Annotated in this window: 11 protein-coding genes and 1 pseudogene; 5 read left to right on the forward strand and 7 right to left on the reverse strand. The window is 70.9% G+C overall.

Annotated elements, in window-relative coordinates; genetic code table 11:
* Positions 1-2: 2 nt before the first annotated feature.
* Together ACIRS1_RS20160 and ACIRS1_RS20165 are read right to left on the reverse strand one after the other, a co-directional pair.
* Positions 3-377, reverse strand: coding sequence for a hypothetical protein (locus ACIRS1_RS20160; protein WP_402841574.1), 375 nt, complete (start codon positions 375-377; stop codon positions 3-5).
* 23 nt (positions 378-400) lie between these two features.
* Positions 401-814, reverse strand: coding sequence for a hypothetical protein (locus ACIRS1_RS20165; protein WP_360220653.1), 414 nt, complete (start codon positions 812-814; stop codon positions 401-403).
* Positions 815-1,196: 382 nt separating this feature from the next.
* Here ACIRS1_RS20165 and ACIRS1_RS20170 point away from each other — a divergent pair, with 382 nt between their 5' ends.
* Positions 1,197-1,877 carry a hypothetical protein gene (locus tag ACIRS1_RS20170; RefSeq protein WP_402841577.1) on the forward strand — a complete coding sequence of 227 codons (681 nt, stop codon included), beginning with the start codon at positions 1,197-1,199 and terminating at the stop codon, positions 1,875-1,877.
* A gap of 184 nt (positions 1,878-2,061) precedes the next feature.
* Positions 2,062-3,579 carry a lytic transglycosylase domain-containing protein gene (locus ACIRS1_RS20175; protein ID WP_402841580.1) on the forward strand — a complete coding sequence of 506 codons (1,518 nt, stop codon included), beginning with the start codon at positions 2,062-2,064 and terminating at the stop codon, positions 3,577-3,579.
* Between the two features lie 191 nt (positions 3,580-3,770).
* On the opposite strand, the gene ACIRS1_RS20180 is transcribed toward ACIRS1_RS20175, so the two are convergent.
* Positions 3,771-4,358: a TerD family protein gene (locus ACIRS1_RS20180; RefSeq protein ID WP_360218934.1), complete on the reverse strand. Its 588-nt coding sequence runs from the start codon at positions 4,356-4,358 to the stop codon at positions 3,771-3,773.
* 404 nt (positions 4,359-4,762) lie between these two features.
* Between ACIRS1_RS20180 and ACIRS1_RS20185 the strand changes: the two genes are divergently transcribed.
* Positions 4,763-6,973, forward strand: coding sequence for a hypothetical protein (locus ACIRS1_RS20185; RefSeq protein WP_402841585.1), 2,211 nt, complete (start codon positions 4,763-4,765; stop codon positions 6,971-6,973).
* A gap of 88 nt (positions 6,974-7,061) precedes the next feature.
* Here the strand turns inward: ACIRS1_RS20185 and ACIRS1_RS20190 are convergent, their stop codons facing one another.
* Positions 7,062-10,835, reverse strand: a complete 3,774-nt coding sequence (locus tag ACIRS1_RS20190; RefSeq protein ID WP_402841588.1) for a ricin-type beta-trefoil lectin domain protein — start codon at positions 10,833-10,835, stop codon at positions 7,062-7,064.
* Positions 10,836-11,212: 377 nt separating this feature from the next.
* Here ACIRS1_RS20190 and ACIRS1_RS20195 point away from each other — a divergent pair, with 377 nt between their 5' ends.
* The gene (locus ACIRS1_RS20195) at positions 11,213-18,352 is read left to right on the forward strand and encodes an RHS repeat-associated core domain-containing protein (RefSeq protein WP_402841590.1); all 7,140 of its coding nucleotides are present in this window, start codon (positions 11,213-11,215) and stop codon (positions 18,350-18,352) included.
* A 16-nt stretch (positions 18,353-18,368) separates the two neighbouring features.
* Positions 18,369-18,698 carry a hypothetical protein gene (locus ACIRS1_RS20200; protein WP_402841593.1) on the forward strand — a complete coding sequence of 110 codons (330 nt, stop codon included), beginning with the start codon at positions 18,369-18,371 and terminating at the stop codon, positions 18,696-18,698.
* A 185-nt stretch (positions 18,699-18,883) separates the two neighbouring features.
* On the opposite strand, the gene ACIRS1_RS20205 is transcribed toward ACIRS1_RS20200, so the two are convergent.
* The 3 genes and pseudogenes from ACIRS1_RS20205 to ACIRS1_RS20215 form a co-directional block, all read right to left on the reverse strand.
* Positions 18,884-20,191, reverse strand: coding sequence for a tyrosine-type recombinase/integrase (locus ACIRS1_RS20205; RefSeq protein WP_402841596.1), 1,308 nt, complete (start codon positions 20,189-20,191; stop codon positions 18,884-18,886).
* A complete protein-coding gene (locus tag ACIRS1_RS20210) occupies positions 20,191-20,391 on the reverse strand; it encodes a helix-turn-helix domain-containing protein (RefSeq protein ID WP_402841598.1) in 201 nt (66 codons plus the stop codon). Before ACIRS1_RS20210 ends, ACIRS1_RS20205 begins: the two co-directional genes overlap by 1 nt.
* A pseudogene (locus ACIRS1_RS20215) lies at positions 20,391-21,361 on the reverse strand (replication initiator). The gene ACIRS1_RS20210 and the pseudogene ACIRS1_RS20215 overlap by 1 nt, the downstream one beginning before the upstream one ends.
* Positions 21,362-21,514 lie beyond the last annotated feature (153 nt).

Consider the following 21,514-nt stretch of genomic DNA (forward strand, 5'->3'; position numbering starts at 1 on the left):
GCTCAGGCCTGAGCTCCGGACCTCAGCCTCGTGCGGAGCCAGGCGCAGGCGGCCGCCAGTCCCGCGAATCCGCCGACGACGAGCTTGATACCGGCCTTCGCGACCATCCAGCCGATCCACGGGACCCCGAAGCCCAGCCAGTGGAACACGGCCAGCAGCACGGCCGCACCGCACACGGCCGCCAGCACCGTGGTGGCCACGGCGGCGGTCCGCGAGAGCTCCCGCGGACCGCCGTCGGGGCCGCCCGTCGGATCGGGCGTCAACTCGGCCGCCCGGTCGGCGAGTCCGTCCGCCGGACCGTGCGACTTCTCCATCGGAACGCCCACCGGGCCACCGGTCGGGCCGGCCGTCCTGTCGTTCGTGTCCCCATCACCCATGCGGGCGATCCTACTCAGCGGCCTCAGCGGCGGCCGTGATGGGTGTCGCCGAGGTGCTCGCCGGTCTCGTCGTCGGGAAAGCTGACGGCCAGGGTCACCCGGTACTCGTACACGTCGTCCCGGTGCCCGGGCACCCGCGCCCAGGCGAGCGAGTGCACCTCCGCCTCGGGGGCCTGCCGGCACCAGGAGGCGGCCTCCTCCAGCGCCCGGGCCGCCGAGCGGCCCGTGCAGACCACGGCGGTGTACGCGGCGACGGCGACGTCCCCACCACCGCGGCCGACCCTCGACACCGCCCGCACCGCGGCGGCGGCCTGGGTCAGGTCGCGGGCCAGGTCGTCGACCACCCGGCGGGGCGCGGGCAGGACGAGCGTGCCGTCGGCGGCGACGGTCTCCGGCAGGTTCGCGCTCACGGTCTGGGCCTCCATCCGCATCGTCACGGGGCACAGCATGCCGGGCGGTGATTCCTGGCATGCCCACTTTCACCAGAACGTCACCCGTCCAGGGCGGAGTTGAGGCCGCCCCCTGGCGTCCGGGCGCCCGTCCTGCTAAGGCGCGCCGATCGGGGCGCCAGGCATCGGCGCAGGTCAGCGCGGTCGCCGGCGGGCGCCGCCGGGGAGCCCGGAACGACGCGCACGTACCACCCCCGTGCCCCGGACCGCCCGTCCGGCCCCCTCCGCGCGCGGCCCTCCGTCGTTACGCTCCCGGTCAACTCCCGTTACGGAAACCGGAGATCCCGTCGACCTCCAGCCCGTAGCATCCCTGCCTGTACCGCCTCCGCGAGCCGATCGGGCCCGACGGACAGGACTTTGGGGGATTCGCATGCACCGCAACTCGGTTATCCGGTACGGCCGTCGGCTCGCCTGGGTGCCGGCCGCCGCACTCACGGCCGCCGTCCTGACCGGCTGCTCGTCGTCCTCCCCGAAGAACGACTCCGCCGCCCCGCCCGCGACGACCGCCGCCACCGCGCCCGCCACCGGCGCCACCGGGCCCGCCACCACCGCGGGCACCCCGCCGACCGGCGCGCCCACCGCGGCCACGCCCCCGACCGGCGCGCCCGGCACCCCGGCACCCGCCGGGAAGCGCCCCGCCGACGCCTGCACCCTGCTGACCTCCCCGCAGGTCGTCCAGGCCATCGGCACGACCGGCCCCTTCACCGGCACCCACCCCGACCCGGGCACCGACGGCACCCGACCCTGGGGGTGCACCTGGGGCTCCCGCGAGTCCTACGCCGCCGTCCGCGAGGTCCCGCCGTCCACCCTCGCCACCGTGCAGGCCGACCCCGACCTGACCGTCACCCCGATCAACGGCGCGGGCCGCCAGGCCGTCCTCGCGACCCGCAAGGGCGGCGGCCACCCGGTCGTCTACCTCCAGGCGGACGGGCACGTCTACTCCGTCGAAGCCGTCAAGAGTCGCGCCCCCGGCGACGAGGCGAACGCCCCGGCCGAGGTCGTCGCGGAGACCGTGCTCGCCGGGGTCCTGGCCACCCGGCTGGCCTCCTGACCCGCACTGACCTGCGGCGTCGGCCCGGCCGCCGCAACCCGTAGGCCATCCGGCGGCCTCTCCGCCGTCAGATCGTCGTGATACTAATCGTTGCGACGGTGGGAGCCGTCGGCCGACGGCGGGCACGATGACGTGTACCCGTCCGTTCCGGGGAGGAGCGGACGGCAATGGGGAGGGGCAGGGCATGACGACGAGGTTCGGCAAGGCCCGGGGCGGGCGTGCGACGCGGCTCGGCAAGCGGGTCACGGGGACGGCGGCGGCCTTCACCGCACTCGCCGCCCTGACCGGCTCTCAGGTGACGGGCCTCGGCCTCGCCTCCGTCGCGGCCGCCGACGCGGCCACGCCGCCCGGCGCCACCACCCAGGGCGGCGACCGCTACGGCACCGCCTCCGCCCCGGTCGGCACCGCCACCCCGGGCGGCACCTTCGGCACCGGCGTCCCGGCCGACGGCGGCGGCACCGTCCTGCTGCCGCAGCCCCCGAACACCCTGCCCGGCGCGCCGGCGCCCGGCCCCTTCGCCGCCACCGGGCCGGCCCTGCCCTCGACGGTGTTCGCCGCCTACCGCCAGGCCGAGGCCTCCGCCGCCCAGCGCTCCCCCGGCTGCCACCTGCCCTGGCAGCTCCTGGCGGCGATCGGCCAGGTCGAGTCCGGCCAGGCCAACGGCGGCCAGGTGGACGCGGCCGGCACCACCCTCACCCCGATCCTCGGCCCGGCCCTCGACGGCAACGGCTTCGCCGCGATAGCCGACACCGACGGCGGTCGCTTCGACGGCGACGCACGCTGGGACCGCGCCGTCGGACCGATGCAGTTCATCCCCTCCACCTGGGCGACGTGGGGCGCGGACGCCAACGGCGACGGCAAGGCCGACCCGAACAACGTCTTCGACGCCGCCGAGAGCGCCGGCCGCTACCTCTGCGCCGGCGGCCGGGACCTCGCCGACCCGGCGCAGCTGGACCGCGCGGTCCTCAGCTACAACAACTCCGGCGAGTACCTGCGGACGGTCCGCACCTGGATGGCGCACTTCGGCAGCGGCACCGTCACCACCGTGCCGAACCGGCCCTCCCCGCTGCTCCCGACCACCTCCTCGCCCTCGCCCTCGCCGCTGCTGCGCCCGACCGGGGCCGCCACCGGCACCACGGGCGGCGCCGGCACCACCGGACCGGTCGCCCCGAGCACCGTCACCCCGAGCCCGAGCGCGCAGCCGACCTCCCCGGCCCCGACCCAGCCGTCGGACCAGCCCTCGCCGCAGCAGCCGGCCCCGCAGCCGACGACCAGCCCGAGCGCCACCCCCACGGAGACGCCCACCACCGCGCCCGCGCCGACCACCTCGCCGTCGGCCACCACCTCGCCGTCGGCCACCCCGACGGGCACCCCCAGCGGCACCGCGTCCCCGACCGCCACCCCGACCGGGACGCCGAGCGGCACGCCGACCGCGACGCCCACCGGTTGCCCGAGCCCGACCGCCACGGCCACCGCCACGCCGACCGGCACGCCGTCCCCGACCGCCACCCCGAGCGGGACTCCGGCGGCCACCCCCAGCGGCACGCCCACCGGCTGCGCCACCGCGACGCCCACCGCCGCGGCCACGCCGACCGGCACCCCGAGCGGCACCCCGTCGGTCCCGTCCGCCGCGGCCGCCCCGGGAGCGGGCACGACGCCGAGCGCGTCCCTCTCCCCCTCGGCCGCTCCGACGGCCCGCTGACGGCACGACGAAGGCGGCGGCCCGCACCGGGTGGTGCGGGCCGCCGCCTTCGTCGTCCTGCGGTGGCCGTGCCGTGGCCGTCGTGTCACCGTCGCCGTACCGCGGCCGCGATTACCTCGCCTACCTCGCCGTCCGCTCGCGCCGTCCGCTCGCGCCGTCCGCCGGCGCACGGCCTGGCCGCGGCGGCCCGGTCAGAGGTGCTTGACCAGCTCCGGCATCAGGTCCTGGAAGGTCCGCCCGCTGGCCGGCTGCCCGATCGCCGTCATCTGCCAACCGGCCGGAGTGCGCTGCACCTTCGCCATGATCTGCGCGGTGTACGGACCGCCGCCGGTCAGCGTGTAGCGGGCCAGCTCGGCCCCGGTCTGCTCGTCGACCAACCGGCAGAACGCCGCCTCGACCTCCTGGAAGGTCTGGCCGGTGAAGGAGTTGACGGTGAAGACGATCTGGTCGACCTCGGCGGCCATCCGGGTCAGGTCGACGGTGATCGACTCGTCGTCGGTCGCGTCGCCGGCGCCGCCGACCAGGTTGTCGCCGCTGTGCCGGACGGATCCGTCGTTGCTGGTGAGGTGCTGGAAGAAGACCACGTCGACCGGCCGCCCCTGGGAGAACAGCACCGCCGAGGCGTCCAGGTCGATCTCCCGGCCGGCGGCCAGCAGCTTGGCGAAGAAACCCTTGGGCTGCGCGGCCTTCCAGCCGAGGCCCATCCGGACCACACCCAGCTGCCCGCCGCCCGGCTTCTCCAGGCTGATCTTCTGCCCCTTGGCCAGCGAAACGCTCATCGCGCCCTCCTCGTTCCTGCCGCCGCTCGTGCCGCGTTCCCGTCGCGCCCGGCCGCCGCTCGTGCCGTGAATCTACAGCACTGTCGAAGGCGTTCCGATCATCCGACGGGCGTACTGCGCAACCCCTACCCCGCAGCCCCGCACCCCTCACCACCTGCACTGGCCCGAACACTGTCAAGCGCCGCGAGGAGGACCCGCCCTCCGTACCCGAGCGATCCGGCTCGCCCAACCGGGGACACGGCGGTCCGACGTCTGGCGTAGCCGTCGACGCGGCCCGAACACCCGGGCGATCCGGCGTCTAGGGTCGGGGCGCGGAGGCGCCGCCCACCGGGAGCACGGCCGCCTCCGCACCGAGCGCACCGCGCACGCTCCCGGGATCCGCCGACTCACGCTGGGGGACCACCATGTCCGAACCCGAAGGAACACCGCCCGCACCCGCCACCTCCCGCCCCGGCCGCCGCCGCCTGCTGCGGGCCGGTCTCGGCACCGGCGGCGCACTCGCCGCCGTCCGCCTGCTGCCCGGCGGCCAGGCCTGGGCCGCCGCACCGGCCGCGACCCCGAGACCTGCCCCGGCCGCCCCGGCCGCCCGAGCCGCCCGAGCCGCCCGAGCCGACACGGCGGGTGCGGCTCAACCCTGGCCGGACTGGGCCCGGTTCGCCCGGATCGCCGACGGCACCTTCAACGAGCCCGCCGACATGCAGAGCGCCGTCGACGCGCTGAAGGCGCAGAACGTCAGCGTCATCGAGCTCGACACCCTGCTCTCCAACTGGCTCACCGACGCCGAGTTCGCCGCCCACATGGCCGAGGTGAAGACCTTCACCGGCCTCGCGCACGCCGCCGGCCTGAAGGTCGTCATGTACTACCCGTCGCTGGAGCTGATCTCCCCCGGCGGCGAGAAGGGCCGCTCGTTCTACAAGAACGACCAGGGCCGGAACTGGGTGCAACGCGACCTCGCCGGCCAGCCCAACGTGTTCTACGGCAGCGTGGTGGTCTGGGTCGACCCGGGCGACGAGAGCGTCTGGCTCAGCCCGAACTCGCCCTGGCGGGACTACTACCTCAAACGGATCAAGGGCGTCGCCGCGACCGGCGTGGACGGCATCTGGCCGGACGTCCCGATCTACTTCGACGGCGTGCTCTCCTGGTGCGACGCCTCCACCTGGGGCGCGGCCGCCTTCAGGACCGACACCGGCCTCGCCCTCCCCAAGGCCGCGGACTTCGCCGACCCGACGTTCCGCCGCTACGTCGAGTGGCGCCACCGCAACCTGCTCCGCTTCCAGCTCGACATCGCCGCCGCCGGCCGCTCCGTCAACCCCGACCTCGTCACCTTCGTCGAGACCGTCTCCATGGACTACCGCTACGCCACCTCGATCGGCCTCGACGGCGGCTACCTGCGCCAGGCCGAGGGCGCCGTCAGCCAGGTCTGGGAGGTGGACGTCCTCGGCAACTACGACGGCATGCGGCACGCCACCGCCACCGACTGGGTCTGCCTGATCTCGATGTACAAGTACGCGCGCGGCGCCAGCGGCACCAAGCCTGCCTGGGCCTTCTCCTACGGCTGGCAGGCCGACGACGCCTCCCTGGTGATGTCCCAGCTGATCGCCGCCGGCTGCAACCCGTACGAGGTGAAGACCCCGTTCAAGAACGACACCGTCGACGCGGCGATGCGCACCCGGATGTACGCCTTCGTCCGCGCCAACCAGGAACGCCTCTACGACGCCACCCCGATCGCCGAGGTCGGCGTCTACCACTCCAGCCCGTCCCGCGACTACGTCGCCCCGGGCGCGGGCATCGGCATGTACGCCAACGCCACCGCCCCCGCCGGGATCACCGACTGGTGGGGCGGCGACGACCCGGAACAGAGCTGCGCCGCCGTCCCCTGGCTGGGCGAGTTCCGCGGCACCGTGAAGGCCCTCGTGTACGCGCACGTCCCCTTCGACACGGTGCCCAGCCCCGGCCTCACCGCCGCCGACCTCACCCGCTTCAAGGTCCTGCTGCTGCCCGACCTGCAGGCCGTCTCCGACGCCGAGGCGGCCGCGCTGCGCGGCTTCGTCGCCGCCGGCGGCACCGTCGTCATCACCGGCCCGGCCCCCACCGCACTCGACGAACTCGGTGGCCAGAGAGCCGAGTTCGCCCTCTCCGACGTCCTCGGCCTGCGCCGCGCCGACCCGCTCCCCGCCACCCGGCAGAACACCTACGGCGCCGGCACCTGCTGGTACGTCCGCAACCGGGCCGGCCTCAGCTACCTGACCAGGACCGACCAGGCCTCCGCCGACCAACTGCTCGCCGCCGTACGGCAGTCCGCCCCGCCCGCCGTCACCCTGGCCGGCGACCGCCGGATCTACCTCGACGCCCGGCGGCTCGGCGCCGACACCGTCGTCCACCTGGTCAACTTCACCAACTTCGGCGACACCCCGGCCGCCTTCCGCACCACCCCCGCCCACTGCACCCTCTCCTACACCCTCCCGCCCGGCACCACCCCCACCGCCGTCACCGTCGCCACCCCCGACGGCACCGACCCCACCCCCAAACCCGCCCCCCACACCGTCACCGGCACCACCCTCAGCATCCCCCTCACCCTCACCCAGTACTCCGTCGTCACCATCACCACCCGCTAGAACGCCCGCGGGGCGGCGCCCCGAACCACCCGGAGCCCGCCCCACGGACGTCCTCGTTCACCTCATCCCGGCCTCACGGCCGTCCCCTTCAGGGAGTGTGCTGCTCGTACTGCAGGCTCCACTGCTGGTTGGCCTGCACGCCGGGGCAGTCCCAGACACCGAGCCGGGTGCCCTGATCGGTGGCCCACCCGGGCAACTCGAGGCACCGGCCACCCGGGTTGCCGGCGGGATCCACCGCGGCGGGCAGCACGATCCTGCCGTCGGGACGAACGCTCCACTTCTGGCCACTGCCACCGGTGCAGGTCGCGAGGACGACCCGGGTGCCGTTGCCGAGCGCGTCGTCCTTGGTGGACAGGCAGTAACTGCCCGCACGGATGGTGCCGTCCGTCGCCGGGCTGAACCGCTGGGCGGCCGTCTCCCAGCAGCTGTAGATGGCGACCTCGGCACCGTCGTGGGGCCCGCCGACGGCATCCATGCACTGCCAGCTCGCGGTGGCGGGGTGCACGGAGACACTGGCGTCGGCGTAGCCGAGGAACTGCCAGTCGCCGAACCCGTCGACCTTGTTCCTGGTGCCGTCACTGCTCTTCCCGGGGAAGACGGTGATGGCGTTGGCGCCGTTCACGGCCCAGAGGTCCGGGTAGCCGTCGTTGTTGAGATCGGCGGCACCGACCTGCGGCTGGGCCGCGGTGGTCCAGTTGGCGCCGGTCAGGATCGGCGTGCCGGCGTCGGGCCTGGTCAGCGCGGAGTAGTCGACGGTGCCGTCGGCCTTCCAGGTGAGCGGGTAGGCGTAGACGGTGCCGTTGGTGCGGTGCCGCGCCCAGATGGTGGTCTGGTACGTCGGGTCCGTGGTCCCGGGCACCGCGGTCGCGCCGTTGGCGGCACCGGGAGTGAGGAGCTCGTAGTCGTTCCAGCTGCCGCTCGTGGCGGGGATCAGCGTCGCGCTGTCGAGGTTGTCGGCGAGGCCGTTGGGCTGGAAGAGGTAGAGGTTGTTGTTCTCCACGGTCAGGAGGGATGTCTGGGTCATCATGACCTGGTGGGACGGGTTGTTGGGCTCCCCGCCGACCGACTCGCCCTCCGGGGTGCCGATGGCCACGACCTGGGAGACGTTGCTCCAGACCTTCTGCGTGTAGGCAGCGCAGCGTGCGCCGGTGCCGTAAGTGATGCAGCTGGTGGGGCGGGACAGCTGGGACGGACGCAGCGCGTCGAAGCGCCCCGTGCCGTCGTTGGGGATCAGGTAAAGGTTGTCCTTGAGTTGGGGAGCCTTGTCCTTGGTGTAGTGAGCGACGATCTGGTCAACGGCCTGGCCTACGGCAAAGGTGCCGTGGTGGCTGATCTGGAAGTCGGCCCAGGTGGCGCCGAAGTCACGGTTGCCCGGCGCCGCGGAGGCCGGGGCCACCAGCGAGTTCACCGGGTCCGTGGTGCCGCCGATGATCCGCAGGTCGCCGTTCTTGTCGGCCAGGACGATGTCCGGCTGCTGGTCGTTGGTGACGTCGCCGAACAGCGGCTGGGTGCCGGGCTTCCAGGGGACGTAGAAGTTGTAGAGCGCCGGCTGGCTGTAGTTGCCGGCGTTGTCCATGGCCCACGCGTACAGCGTGTTGGTGCCCCACTGCCGCGGCTGGTAGTCGTAGGGCTGCCCGGGTGCGAGTGTCCCGTTCTGCCCACAACGCCAACCGACGACCGGGGTCGGGTCGGTACTCACGCGCACGCAGGCGATGCCGGAGGCCTGGAGGCCCTGGCCGGGGGCCGGATCCTCGGCGTTGACGGTGAACCTGCCCCAGTCGTTCATGTACTTGGCCGGAGTCGGGTTCGGAGTGCCGGAGGGCGGGAAGTCGGTGGAGCTGATGCTCACCCGGGGGTTGGTCCGGTCGATGCGGAAGTAGCACGCGGCGCTGCCGGGCGAGCTGAGGATGCCGTCGCTGGACTGGGCGTACCAGCCGTACTGGTGGCCGTCGGACAGCGCCCCGACGTCCACCGAGGGACCGGGGTTGTTGTAGGGCACGCCCCACTTCCCCTGATCCACGACGAAGTTCGCGTCGTTGTCGTCCCACAGGTGGTATCCGGTGTACAGGTTCTGCCCGGCAGGAGAGTAGCTGTTGGCGGTCAGGTAGATGCTCTGGTTGGTGCCGATCCAGCCGGGGTTGTCCCAGGGGTGGGTACCACCGCTGGTGCACTCATTGGTGCTGTTGTTCCACGCGAAGCCGGGTGCGGGGCTGGTCCGCGGGTACCAGACGGTCGGCGTGATGTCGTACGTGGTGGTGATGAACGGGTTGTTGGCGAGGTAGTGGCGGTACGACGCGTCGAACTCGTTGTTCATCGGCGCGATCCCGACGGTCCACCAAGGCCACTGGCCGGCGACGGCCTGCTTCATCATGGCGGTGACGTCGACGGCCAGGGGGCCGGTGCCTTTGAGCCACTGGCCGTTGACCGTCGGGCAGTTCTCCATCACGACGGTCTTGCTCGTGCCGCAAGGCTGGTCGTTCCAACTGGTGTGCTCGTGGATGGGCTTGGGCGCCGAGTACACCACGAACGGCGTGTCCGTGTCAGGGCTGGAGGCACCGGTGACCTGGGCGCTGAGCGTGGAGGTGGAGATGGTGGGCGGGCTCTCCGCCCCACCGGGCTTGGTGTAGAGCGCGGGGTTGATGCCGAACTGGAAGTAGGCGCGCTGGCGTCCGGTCACGCCGCAGTCCAGCGCCGGGTCGCTGCTGTGGTAACCGCAGAACCCGGTGGCCAGGTTGGTCTTCTTGTTGAAGTTCTCGGCGGTCTTGTGGTTCTCCTGGACCTCCACCGACCCCTGGACAGAGCTGGTCGCGACCAGGGACGGGTCGAGGTACCACGGGCCGGTGCCCGACCCGAGTGCGCCCTGGTTCGGCGTCAGCTCGATCGCCGCCGGGGTGACCTTCGTCCCGATGGCGGCCACGTTCGCCCCGTCCCCCGGCGCCTCGGCGGAGGAGCGGATGCCGCCCTCCTGCACAGGCCCGGGGTCGGACGAGGGAGCCGCCGCGACAGCGGCCTTCGCGGCCTTCGCGGCCTTCGCGGCCTTCGGCGCGGTGGCGGGCGCCACGGTCGTCGACGAGTCCCACTGCAGCGCCGACGGGGAGCGGAAGCGCAGGGCGCCCTTGTCGTCCTTGACGTCGATGCGGCCCTGGTCGTCGGAGGTGACCGTCAGGCCCTGGGCGGTGATCGGGAAGCGCAGGGTCTTCAGTGCCGGGTTGACCGCCGCCTCCGGCGTGCGGACCACGATCACGTCGCGCCATCCCCCGATGGGCAACGCGGTCAACTGGAGGTCGACGCCGGGCAGGACGTCGGCGTAGGTGGCGGTGGATCCGTTCAGCGCCGGCTTGGGCAGCGGGAACGGGGCACCGACCGAGAGCTTCTTCCCGTCAGCGGTGGAGATCGTGGCCATGGGTCCGCCGCCACCGCCCGAGAGCGCCAGGGCCGTGTTCGAGACGGCGGGGCCGACGGTGCCGTCCGCGTTCGCTCGCAGGGTCGGGTCGAGGTCGGCCCAGGCACCGTTCTGCCGGGTTCGCACCGGCTGGGCGTTGTCCGTCGTGGTGAGGGTTCCGTTCGCGTTGGCGACGGTCTTCGACACCTCGTTGGTCATGGCCTCCACGACGACCGCCTTGCCGGTCGACCGGGCCTTGGCGACGGCGTCCACCATCGCCTGCTGCAGGGGTGTTCGGGCCGGGCCCGGTGTCGGGGGCACCAGCGGCGGGACAGTGCCGCTCGGGCCGTGCGGGGCGGGCGGTGCGGCATCGGCGGCGACCGCGGCAGGCGCGGTCAGCAGACCGACGCTCAGGGCACAGCTCGCCGCGAGGGCGGCGAGTCGCGCCGCTCCCCGACGCGCCGAGCGCGGTGGAGGCATGTTCGGAAATGTTCGCGAAGTGATGGACATGTCTGCTTCTGGGCTCCCCTCCCATGCGCGATCCCCCTCCGGGAGATGCGTTCGGGTCGGAACGATGCGTCCTGACCAGCGGGTAGGTCAAACGCTTTGCGGGATTAGGTTGACATGTCCGGATAAGAGTAGACCTCCAAGTCAAGACTTCATAAACATCCCCTGCGCGGCTCTCGAACAGCCTGGCGACGTGTCAGAGGCGGCACGTAGTGTCACGTCCAATCTGGCACACAGCTATGTCCATGTGACGCTGTGTCGACATCAGCGAGGGAGCGCAGGTGGGGGTCTTGTCTGCCCGGAAACGGGCTCGGACGACAGCAGCACGAGGCCGGTGGCGGTCACCCGTCATGGCCGCCATGGTCGCGCTGGCCATGACCGGGGTGGCCGTGCCACCCGCGGCGGCGTGGACCTATCCGGCGCCCGAGGGGGAGGTCTGGACACCGCCCCGCACACCGCTGGGCGGCGCCACCACCTCCGTGGAGGGACACGACGCCAAGCCGGCGGCCAAACCCGCCGCGAAGCCGGCCGACTGGAAGCCGGAGACGGCACCGCCCGTGGTGACCGGGACGGAGACCGTGACGCTCGGCCCGGACAGCCCGGGGGCGAAGTCCGCCCGGTCGGCGACCGGCGGTGCCTCCCCGGCCTCCGGCGGTGGCACCGGCTCCAAGGCCGGGGCACTCGCCGTCTCGGTCGCACCCGGAAACGGCACGGGCGAGAGCGCTCACACCGTCACCGTCCAGGTGGCCGGTCAGGACAAGGGGAAGGCCGCGGGTGTCACCGGCCCCCTCGTCGCCCTGACCGACGCCGAGGCACCCGGCAAGGGCGACGGACGTGCGGCGAGCGTCACGCTCGACCTCAAGGCGCTCCAGGCCGCAGGCTGGTCGGACCGTGCCACGCTCGTGGCACTGCCCTCGTGCGCGCTGACCACCCCGGAGCGGGAAGAGTGCCGAACCCGGACACCCGTCCCGGCGGCGCTCGACGGACACGGCAAGGTCACCGCCGACGTCAAGCTGCCCTCCGCATCCAGCCCGCAGCAGCCTTCAGGAAAGGCCAACCCGCAGGACGCCGTCAACGCGTCCTTCACATCCGCGCAGAGCCCGGCCACCGCTCCCGCACCGGCCGGGCGAGCGCTCGTGCTGGCAGCGGCTCCCGCTCCGTCCGGCCCCGGCGGGTCGTACACCGCGACACCGCTCTCGCCATCGGCGGGGTGGAAGGCAGGGTCGAACTCGGGCAACTTCACGTACAGCTACCCGATCCAGGTACCGCCGTCCCTCGGCGGCGCCGCCCCGGCCGTGGGACTCGACTACAACTCGGCCGCGGTGGACGGCAGGACGTCGGCCACCAACTCCCAGTCCTCGTGGGTCGGTGACGGCTGGGGCTACGAACCCGGCTACATCGAGCGGTCCTACCGAAGCTGCGGTAGGAACGGCATCCCCGGATCAGCCGACCAGTGCTGGGGCGGCCAGAACGCCACCCTCGCCCTCGGCAGCCACTCTGGAACGCTCGTTCGCGACGACGCCACCGGTGTCTGGCACCTGCAGAGTGACGACGGCTCCAGGATCGAGCAGCTCACCGGCGCGCCCAAGGCAGCCGGAGACACCGGCTACCAGAGCATGGAGTACTGGCGGATCACCACCACCGACGGAATTCAGTACTACTTCGGCCTCAATCACCTGCCTGGCGGCGACGGCAGCGACCCGTCCGCGAACTCGGTACTGACCACCCCGGTCTACTCGCCGAACAATGGCGACCCTTGCTTTGGCACCGTCTCCGGCAAGAACTCGTGGTGCCAGATGGCCTGGCGCTGGCAGCTCGACTACGTCGTCGACCCGCACGGCAACCTGACCACCTACAAGTACGCCACCGAGGGCAACAAATACAGCCGCGGCGGCGCCCAGAACAACGGCAACGGCAGCCTCACCGACTACCAGCGGGCCGGCTACCTCAAGGAGATCGGCTACGGCCAGCGCCTGGACGACCAGAAGGCCGCCAAGGGGGCGCTCAACCCCGCCGCCAAGGTCCTCTTCACGGTCGACGAGCGCTGCAAGGCGTCCGGCTCGATCACGTGCGCGGAGAGCCAGCGCACCACCGCCAACGCCGACGCCTGGCCCGACGTACCGATCGACCAGATCTGTACCGGTTCCGGGGCGTGCCCGAACTACGCGCCGACGTTCTTCACCACCAAGCGCCTGACCGCGATCACCACCCAGGTCCTCGTCGGCTCCGCCTACCGCGACGTCGACACCTGGGCGCTGTCCCAGTCCCTCGCCGACCCCGGTGACGGCACCAAGCGCACCCTGCAGCTGGACTCCGTCCAGCGCACCGGCTCCAACGGCCAGACGCCGATCAGCCTGCCGGCCGTCTCGTTCACCTACGTGATGATGGCCAACCGCGTCGACGGCCTGGTCCCGGCCGCGCCGATGTTCATGCGCCCGCGCATCCAGAGCGTCACGACCGAGACCGGCGGCCAGATCAGCATCAACTACTCCACGCCCGAGTGCTCCCGGGTGAACAACCACATGCCCGCCTCCGAGGACAACAACTCGATGGCTTGCATGCCGGTCAAGTGGTACCTGCCCGGCCAGTCGTCACCGGACCCCGTCAACGACTGGTTCAACAAGCCTCTCGTGACGACCATCTCCGAGCTGGACCCGGTCGCCTCCCCGTCGGTCGGCAAGACCACCGAGTACCGCTACAACGGCGGCGCCGCCTGGCACCGCAACGACGCCGAGTTCACCGACCCCAAGACCCGCACCTGGGACAACTTCCGCGGCTACCAGTCGGTGACCACCACCACCGGCAGCGGCTCGGTCAGCGAGGCACCCAAGACGCAACAGACCGTCACGTACCTGCGCGGTATGGACGGGGACTACCTCGCCAACGGCAGTCAGCGCAGCGTCCAGGTCGCCAGTCCCCTCGGTGACAATGCCACCGACAGCGACTGGCTCAGCGGACGCGCCGTCGCCACCGAGAACTACGACCAGGCCGGCGGCCGCGTCCAGGCCGTCTCGGGAAGCACCACCAACGGACAGGCGGTCACCGCTACCCACTCCCAGACCGCGGGCGCACCAAAGGTCTACGCCCGCTACCCGGACTCGCAGGTCACGACGATCTCCAAGGCCAGGCTGACCGACGGAACCTGGCGCACCGCCACGGCGGTCACCACTACCGACCCGAGCCGGGGCAACCGCATCACCCAGGTCGACGACAAGGGAGACGGTACAGCCGCCACCCCCGAGACCTGCACCACCACCGGCTACGCGACCAGTGACAACCCACTGCGAGTCATGCTGGCCTCGGAGATCATCACCGTCCAGGGGCCCTGCGGCACCGCACCATCCGCTTCCAACACGATCGCAGGCAGCCGCACCCTTTTCGACGGCAAAGCCATCGGCAAGGCCGGTGCCACCGGCGATCCGACGAGCACCCAGGTCCTCGACCATTTCGATCAGGCCGGAAACCCGGTCTACACCCTCAACGGCAGCGCGACCTTCGATGCCTACGGACGGGCACTGACGGCATCGACGACCGACGGATCCGCCTACGACCGTTCCGGAAACCTCCTGAGTGGTCCCTCGGTGACCCCTGCCGTCACCACCACCGTCCTCACCCCGGCCACAGGCGCCCTGCCCACCGAAGTCCGGACCACCGGCCCGATGGGCCCGGGCTGGACGACGAGCCTTACCCAGGACCCGGCCCGCGGCTCCCCGCTGACCAGCCTGGACCTCAACGGCCGCACCGCCACCGCGCAGTACGACGCGCTCGGTCGCATCACCGCCGCGTGGGCCGTGGACCGGCCGACCACCGGCTACCCGAGCAAGAAGTTCACCTACGCCGTCAACAGCACCGCGGGACCGTCCACCGTCAAAACCGAGACGATCACGGACGACGGCGTCACCTACGACGCGACCATCAACCTGTTCGACGGTCTCGGGCGACCGCGCCAGACGCAGAGCACCAGCGCGGCCAAGCCGACCGGACGGCTGATCACCGACACCGTCTACGACACCCACGGCTGGGTCATCAAGACCTCCAACCCGTACTACGAGAACAGCTCCTTCCCGACCGACTCCATCTTCATCCCCGTGGGCGACGGCCAGATCCCGGGCCAGACGTGGAACACCTACGACGGCAGCGGACGTGTGCTCCGCTCCGAGTTCCGGTCCTACGGCAACCTCCAGTGGGCCACCAGCACCGCCTACCCAGGCGCCGACCGGACTGATGTCACCCCGCCTGTCGGCGCAACCCCCACCTCGACCGTGAACGACGCCCGGGGTCATACCACCGCGCTCTGGCAGTACCGAACGGCAACTGCGACCGGCAACGCCGCCGACGCCGATGTCACCACCTACGGCTTCACCGCCGGCGGTGCAACCGCCCAGCGGACCGACAGCAGCGGCAACACCTGGAAGTACGGCTACGACCTCCGCGGACGTCAGGTCTCCGCCTCCGATCCTGACACCGGCGTCACGAAGACGGTCTACGACGCGAACTCGCGCATCGACCACACCACTGACGCCAAGGACTCCACCCTCTCGTACCGTTACGACCTGCTCGGCCGGAAGACCGCCCAGTACAGCGGCACCGTGGCACCGGCGAACCTGCTGGCGTCCTGGACCTACGACACGATCCTGAAGGGCCAGCCCACATCATCGTCCCGTTACGTGGGCGGTGCGGACGGCACTGCCTACACCAAGGCCGTCACCGACTACGACACCGCCTACCGCCCGCTCGGTACCTCCGTCACGATCCCGTCCGCCGAGGGAGCACTGGCCGGCACCTACACCACCACTAACACCTACAGCGACGTCATCGGCTCGCTGACCAAGGTCAGCGTCCCCGCTGCAGGAGGACTCCCGGCCGAGACGGTCAGCTACGGCCGAACCATCACCGGCCTGCTGACCTCCGCCGCGAGCCTGGGCAAGGCGGTCATCGCCAAGGTCGACTACGACGCGCTCGCAAGGCCCGTCCGCACGACCGTCGGCGAGTACGGCAAGCAGGTCGTCTCCACCCAGCAGTACGACTGGGCCACCGGACGGGTCGTCAACAACTTTGTCGACCGTCAACTCGGCACCGTCTCTGTCGACCAGACCAGCTACACCTACACCCCGTCCGGCCGGGTCACCTCGGCGACCAGCGTCCAGGACGCTGCCGCCACCGACACCCAGTGCTTCACCTACGACTACCTGGGCCGGCTGGCGAGCGCCTGGACCGACACCGGCGGGACCTCCACCACCGCCGACTGGACCGACTCCTCCGGTCAGACCCACGGCACCGGAAGCTCGTCCACCGTCCCCGGCGTCGGAAGCTGTAACAACGCCACCGGCCCGGCGTCCGTCAGTCCGGGCGGACGGACGGTCGGAGGCCCGGCCCCTTACTGGAACACCTACTCGTACGACGCGACCGGCAACCGCACCGGCCTCGTCCAGCACGACATCACGGGCAACAGCCTCAACGACACCACCACCACCCAGACCTTCGGAGCCGCCCAGAGCAGCAACACCCCCACCAACGCGCCCAACACCGGCGGCGGCACCGGCGGGCCCCACGCCCTCCTCACCTCCACCACCAGCGGCCCGGCCGGTACCAAGGCCGTCTCGTACCAGTACGACGCCAAGGGCCGGACCACCTCCATCACCGACACCGGCGGCACCAGCAGCCTGACCTGGAACGGCGAGGACCGGCTCGACAACCTCACGAGGACCGGGCAGACCGACGCCACCACCTACCTGTACGACGCGGACGGCAACCAGCTCATCCGCCGCAACCCGGGCAAGACCACGCTCAGCCTCGCCACCGACGAGCTCACGCTCGACACGGCCAGCGGCTCGATGAGCAACGTCCGCACCATCGCCGCCCCCGGAGGTCTCACCTACACCCGCGTCACCGCGACCATCGGCGGAGGAAGGGTCCTCGTTCAGGCCGCCGACCCGCACGGGACAGCCAACCTCCAGATCAACACCACCGCCGGACAACCCGTCACCCGCCGCCTGAGCGAACCGTTCGGCAACCCCCGCGGCGATCAGCCCCAGACCTCCGACTGGGCTGGTACCAAGGGCTTCATCGGCGGCAGCAAGGACGACACTACCGGCCTCACCAGCCTCGGAGCGCGCCAATACGACCCCGCGACCGGCCGCTTCATCAGCCCCGACCCGCTCCTCGTTCCGGCCAATCCGCAGCAGTGGAACGGCTATGCCTACAGCGAGAACGACCCCGTCAACCTCAGCGACCCCAGCGGGTTGAGCTCGGAGGAGTGCGGCAAACTCTACGACTGCCACGGCGGCACGATCACGATGAACAACACCGCCCAGACGGGGAACTACTTCGGCGGCTCTAGCGGCCAGCGGCGGTACTACGAGACGATCAAGGACGACACCCAGAGTGTCGAGAACCAATGGGTCAGCAAACAGATCTCGAAGAACTTGAACTCACCGTGGATCAGTGCCAGCCTCGGAAACACCCTTTCGAAGTTGTGGCAGACAGCGAAGGAGGTTTCAGGACTCGAGGACGCTGAAGACTGCGGCAAACACAGGACGATGAAAAGCTGCGTGGGCGCACTCGAAGCCGTGGGCAGCCTCCTCACAGGCACCAGGCTGGAGAGCCTCGCTCTCAAGGGACTCGCCCGTACCCTCACCAAGGAAGAGGGCGCGACGTCTGGCGGCACGACACCGCACAACGATCCCAACCCCCGTCTTCCGGGTTGCCCGCTGCCACTTTCCAGCCATAGCTTCCCCCCGGACACCCAGGTACTGATGGCTGACGGCAGCGCCAAGCCGATCGGGCAGCTCCAACCCGGCGACACTGTCACCGCCGCTGACCCGCAGACCGGTGTGACCTCCACCGAGCCGGTCACGAAGAAGATCGTCACTCCCGACGACGCCCACTTCACCGAACTCATCCTGACCGCACCGGACACGCAGGCCGACGCATCCGCGACCGCCACGCTCGTCTCAACCGCCAACCACCCTTACTGGGACGACACCGCCCACCGCTGGGTCCCTGCACAGGGCCTTCAACCGGGCCACCTCGTCGCCACCTCCGACCACTCCAGCCTGGTAGTTCTCAGCACCCGCAGCTACAACACCGCACCTCGAACGGCAATCGACCTCACCGTCGCGGCCCTTCACACGTACTATGTACTCGCCGGAAATACGCCGGTGCTCGTTCACAACACCGGGCCAGGCTGCGGTGGTATTGGGGATGTCTGGCATTCGGGTACTTTCGACTCTCCCGAGGCCAGTTTCCAGTACCACTTCAATAAGCACGGCGCACCAGTGAATGTCACGCCCGAACAGTACTTGCAGGATTCAAAGGACTGGGTGGCGCGGCTGGCTCAGCCGGGAGGCAAGGCAGGCTTGAACGCAAAAAGGATGCCTTTTGACGACGGCAAATTCGGCGTGAAGTACACGGATCCCAATGGGGGAATGGGTGGGATTATCGGGCCAGATGGGAAAGTTGTTTCCTTCTGGTATTCGGACGCCCACTAGGAGCGAGGAATAAGTGATGCTGAGCTTTATGGACTCCTACACGCTGTGGCGCCACCTGCCGTTCCCTTCGAGCGGTCCAGGTGAGGGCCTGGTTCTGACGCACAGCGATCTGGCGGAGGCCGACGAGTACGTGACAACGGTAATCCGCTATGTAGAGCGCGGGTTCTTCAAGCCGGCGCCAGTTGACGTCCTTGCAATGCTGCAAGAGCTCATGCATCGAATTGATCGGCTCGGTGGCGTCGCAACGGGTAGTGAGCAGGCGGCCGCTCGGTCGCAACACGCATACGCGGCGCTATTGCACCTCGTTTATCGGCAGTTCCTTGAGGAGGGCCGCCCGCGTGAGTAGCGGAGGCACCCTCCTCGGTGCCGGCTGACATGGGACGCAAACGCGTCTGGCAATAACCCGCGATCCTCTTGGAGCTTTCCTTGGAGGGCAGGGAATCGTGAGGTCGGGTTGAAATTCAGAGGGCCCGCCGGGTTTTGTTTCCGGCGGGCCCTCCGGGCGTTTGACGGCAGTAGTTGACGGCAACGTCAGCGGACGGGTGCTGCACAAAGCGGTGGGTCGTCGCCGTCTTCGGGGTCGGTGACGGCTTCGGAGTGCTTGCCGAGGGTGCGGCCGAGGAGGTCGATGGCGTCGCGCTGGAGGCGGAGGCGGACGTGTGCGTAGACGGTGGCGGTGACGCCGATGTGGGCGTGTCCCAGGAGTTCCTTGATGACGACGAGTTCGACGCCCTGTTCCAGGAGGAGTGTCGCGGTCGAGTGCCGGAGGTCGTGGAAGCGGATCTGGCGGAGGTGGGCGCGGCGGAGGAGCGCGTTGAAGTGGCGGGTGAGGGTGGCGGGTTCGATGGGGTGGCCGTCGGGCCGGGTGAAGACGTGGCCGTTGTCCACCCAGCTCGCGCCGGCGTTCTCCTTCTCCTGGGCCTGCTGCTGGCGGTGGGCGCGGAGTGAGAGCAGGCAGGGGGCTGGCAGGGCGATGCGGCGTTCGGAGCTGACTGTCTTGGTGGGGAGGGTGGTCAGGCCGCCGGTGCGGGTGCGCTGGAGGGTGCGGCGGATGCTGGCGGTGCCACTGTCGTGGTCGAGGTCCTCCCAGCGGAGGCCGAGGAGTTCGCCCTTGCGGAGTCCGGTGCGGAGGGCGAGTTCGAACAGCGCGTGCAGCCGGTAACCCTGGGTGGCGGTGAGGAAGGCGCGGGCCTCCTCGGCGGTGAGCGGTTCGAACCGGCGGGGCCGGGGTGTGCCGGTGCGGACGTTGCGGGCGACGTTGCGCGGGATCTCTTCCTCCCGGACGGCGTGCTCCAGCGCGGACTTGAGTACGGAGTGGATGTAGGCGAGGGTCAGCGGGGAGAGCCGCTTGCCGCAGCACGTGCCGGTCGCGCAGCAGCGGGGCTGGGTGCGGGCGGCATCGAGGCCGCGGGCGCAGCACTGGCAGGTGGTTCGGAGCTGGTTGAGCCATGTGCGCACGTCCTTGGCGGTGAGCTTGGTGAGCTTCTTCTTGCCGAGGCCGGGGATGAGGTAGCGGTTCGTGCAGGCGGTGTAGCGGGTGTGGGTGTTCTCGCGGAGTTGGTGGACGGCGACTGCCTCCAGCCAGTACGTCAGGTAGGCGGCCAGGCTGCCCTGTGCGGTGGGTACGGGGACGCCGCGGTTGCTGGTGGCGGTCTTCTCGGTGAGCTTGGCGAGGGCTTCCTTACGGGTGGTGCCGTAGACGCGGATGCGCTTGCAGGTGTCGCCGGGTGCGAGGACGTAGCTGGCGGCTTCCCAGCGGCCGTCCTTGCGCTGGTAGACGGTGCCGTCGCCGTTGGCGCGGCTGCGGCGGGAGGCGGGGGTGTCGCGGGGTGTGGTCATCAGGCGGCTTCCTGTTCGAGTCGGGTGCGGATGAAGTCGGTGAGGGCATGGGTGGGGATGCGGCGGGCTCGGCCGAGGGTGATGGAGGCGAGCTGCCGGGTGCGGAGCAGGTCGTAGACGGCGGAGCGGCCGAGTTGGAGGCGGGCCATGACCTGGGGGACCGTCAGCAGGTCGGCCGTCGGTGCCGGGAATGGAGTCATCAGTAGCCGCCTTCTGCGGTGAACTGCCGTTCCAGTTCTCTGCGGTGCCAGACGGCGGCGGCGAGGAGTTCCGCGCCGGGGCTGTAGCCCGAGCCGTGGTAGGCCCAGTGGCCGATGACGAGGGTCGTGCTCGGGTCGAGGTCGGGCAGGCCGGCGTGTGTGCGGGCCTGTTCGGTGCGCCAGGCGCGGCGGTCGTCGCGCAGTTGACCGAGGGTGACGGAGTAGCAGCGGGACTTGGTGGAGAAGTGGCCTCGGAAGCCGAGCATGTGTGCCCACTTCCAGAGCTTGAGGTCGGCGAACTCCGGGCGTTTGCCCAGTTCCCAGCAGGTGCGGATCATCTGTCGCACGTGGCGTTCGACGGCGAGGCGGGGCAGCGGCCGGGCCTGTCCGGTTCCGGTGCAGGTGGTGCACGTGAGTGGGGTTCCGTGTGTGGCCAGGGTCATGCCGCGTCCTTGGCAGGGGCGGCAGAACAGGGCGCGGTCGAGAGCGCCGGAGGAGTCGGCGGATTTGGTGGCGTACTTGGCCACGTAGGCGGCGACCGCGTGATCGGTGAGTTCGGTGTCGGTGCCGAAGGCGGCGATCTCGCGCATGTCGAGCTGTTCGCCCCGGGCGAGTTCGCGTTCCCCGACCTTGTCCGAGACGACGCTGATCGAGACGCGGGCGGCGGCCCGGATGGCGTCGGCGAGCATGGTCACGGTGGCGGGCGGGGGCGGGGCTGGGTGCTTCCGTCCGGGCTGTCGAGGCGGATCACGGCGTGGAAGTGGACCAGGCCGCGCTTCTGGTACTCGGCGACCTTGGCGAAGGAGACGCGCAGCACTGCGCGGGCCGCCTTCTGCATGAGTCCGATCCGGCCAGCGATCTCACGGCGAGGGTAGATCGCGAAGCGCGCCCAGAGGGCTCCGGCGTGGGCGTTGAACAGGACCGGGCCCGGGTGGTCGTAGGTGTTCGGGTCCAGGGGGGTGCCGAGCAACGCGTCCGCGGGTTCGTGGCGCTTGCCGCAGCGGCAGGGCCGGAGGACGCCGTCCGCGTCGGAGGGCGGTTGTGGCCAGGGCCGAAGGTGGAGGCAGTGAGCAGGATCGGGCGGTCGCCCGGGGCCGGGGTCGGGTTCGCTGCGGCTTTCGCC

It is taken from the genome of Kitasatospora sp. NPDC101176 (assembly GCF_044768035.1).
Lineage (GTDB): Bacteria > Actinomycetota > Actinomycetes > Streptomycetales > Streptomycetaceae > Kitasatospora.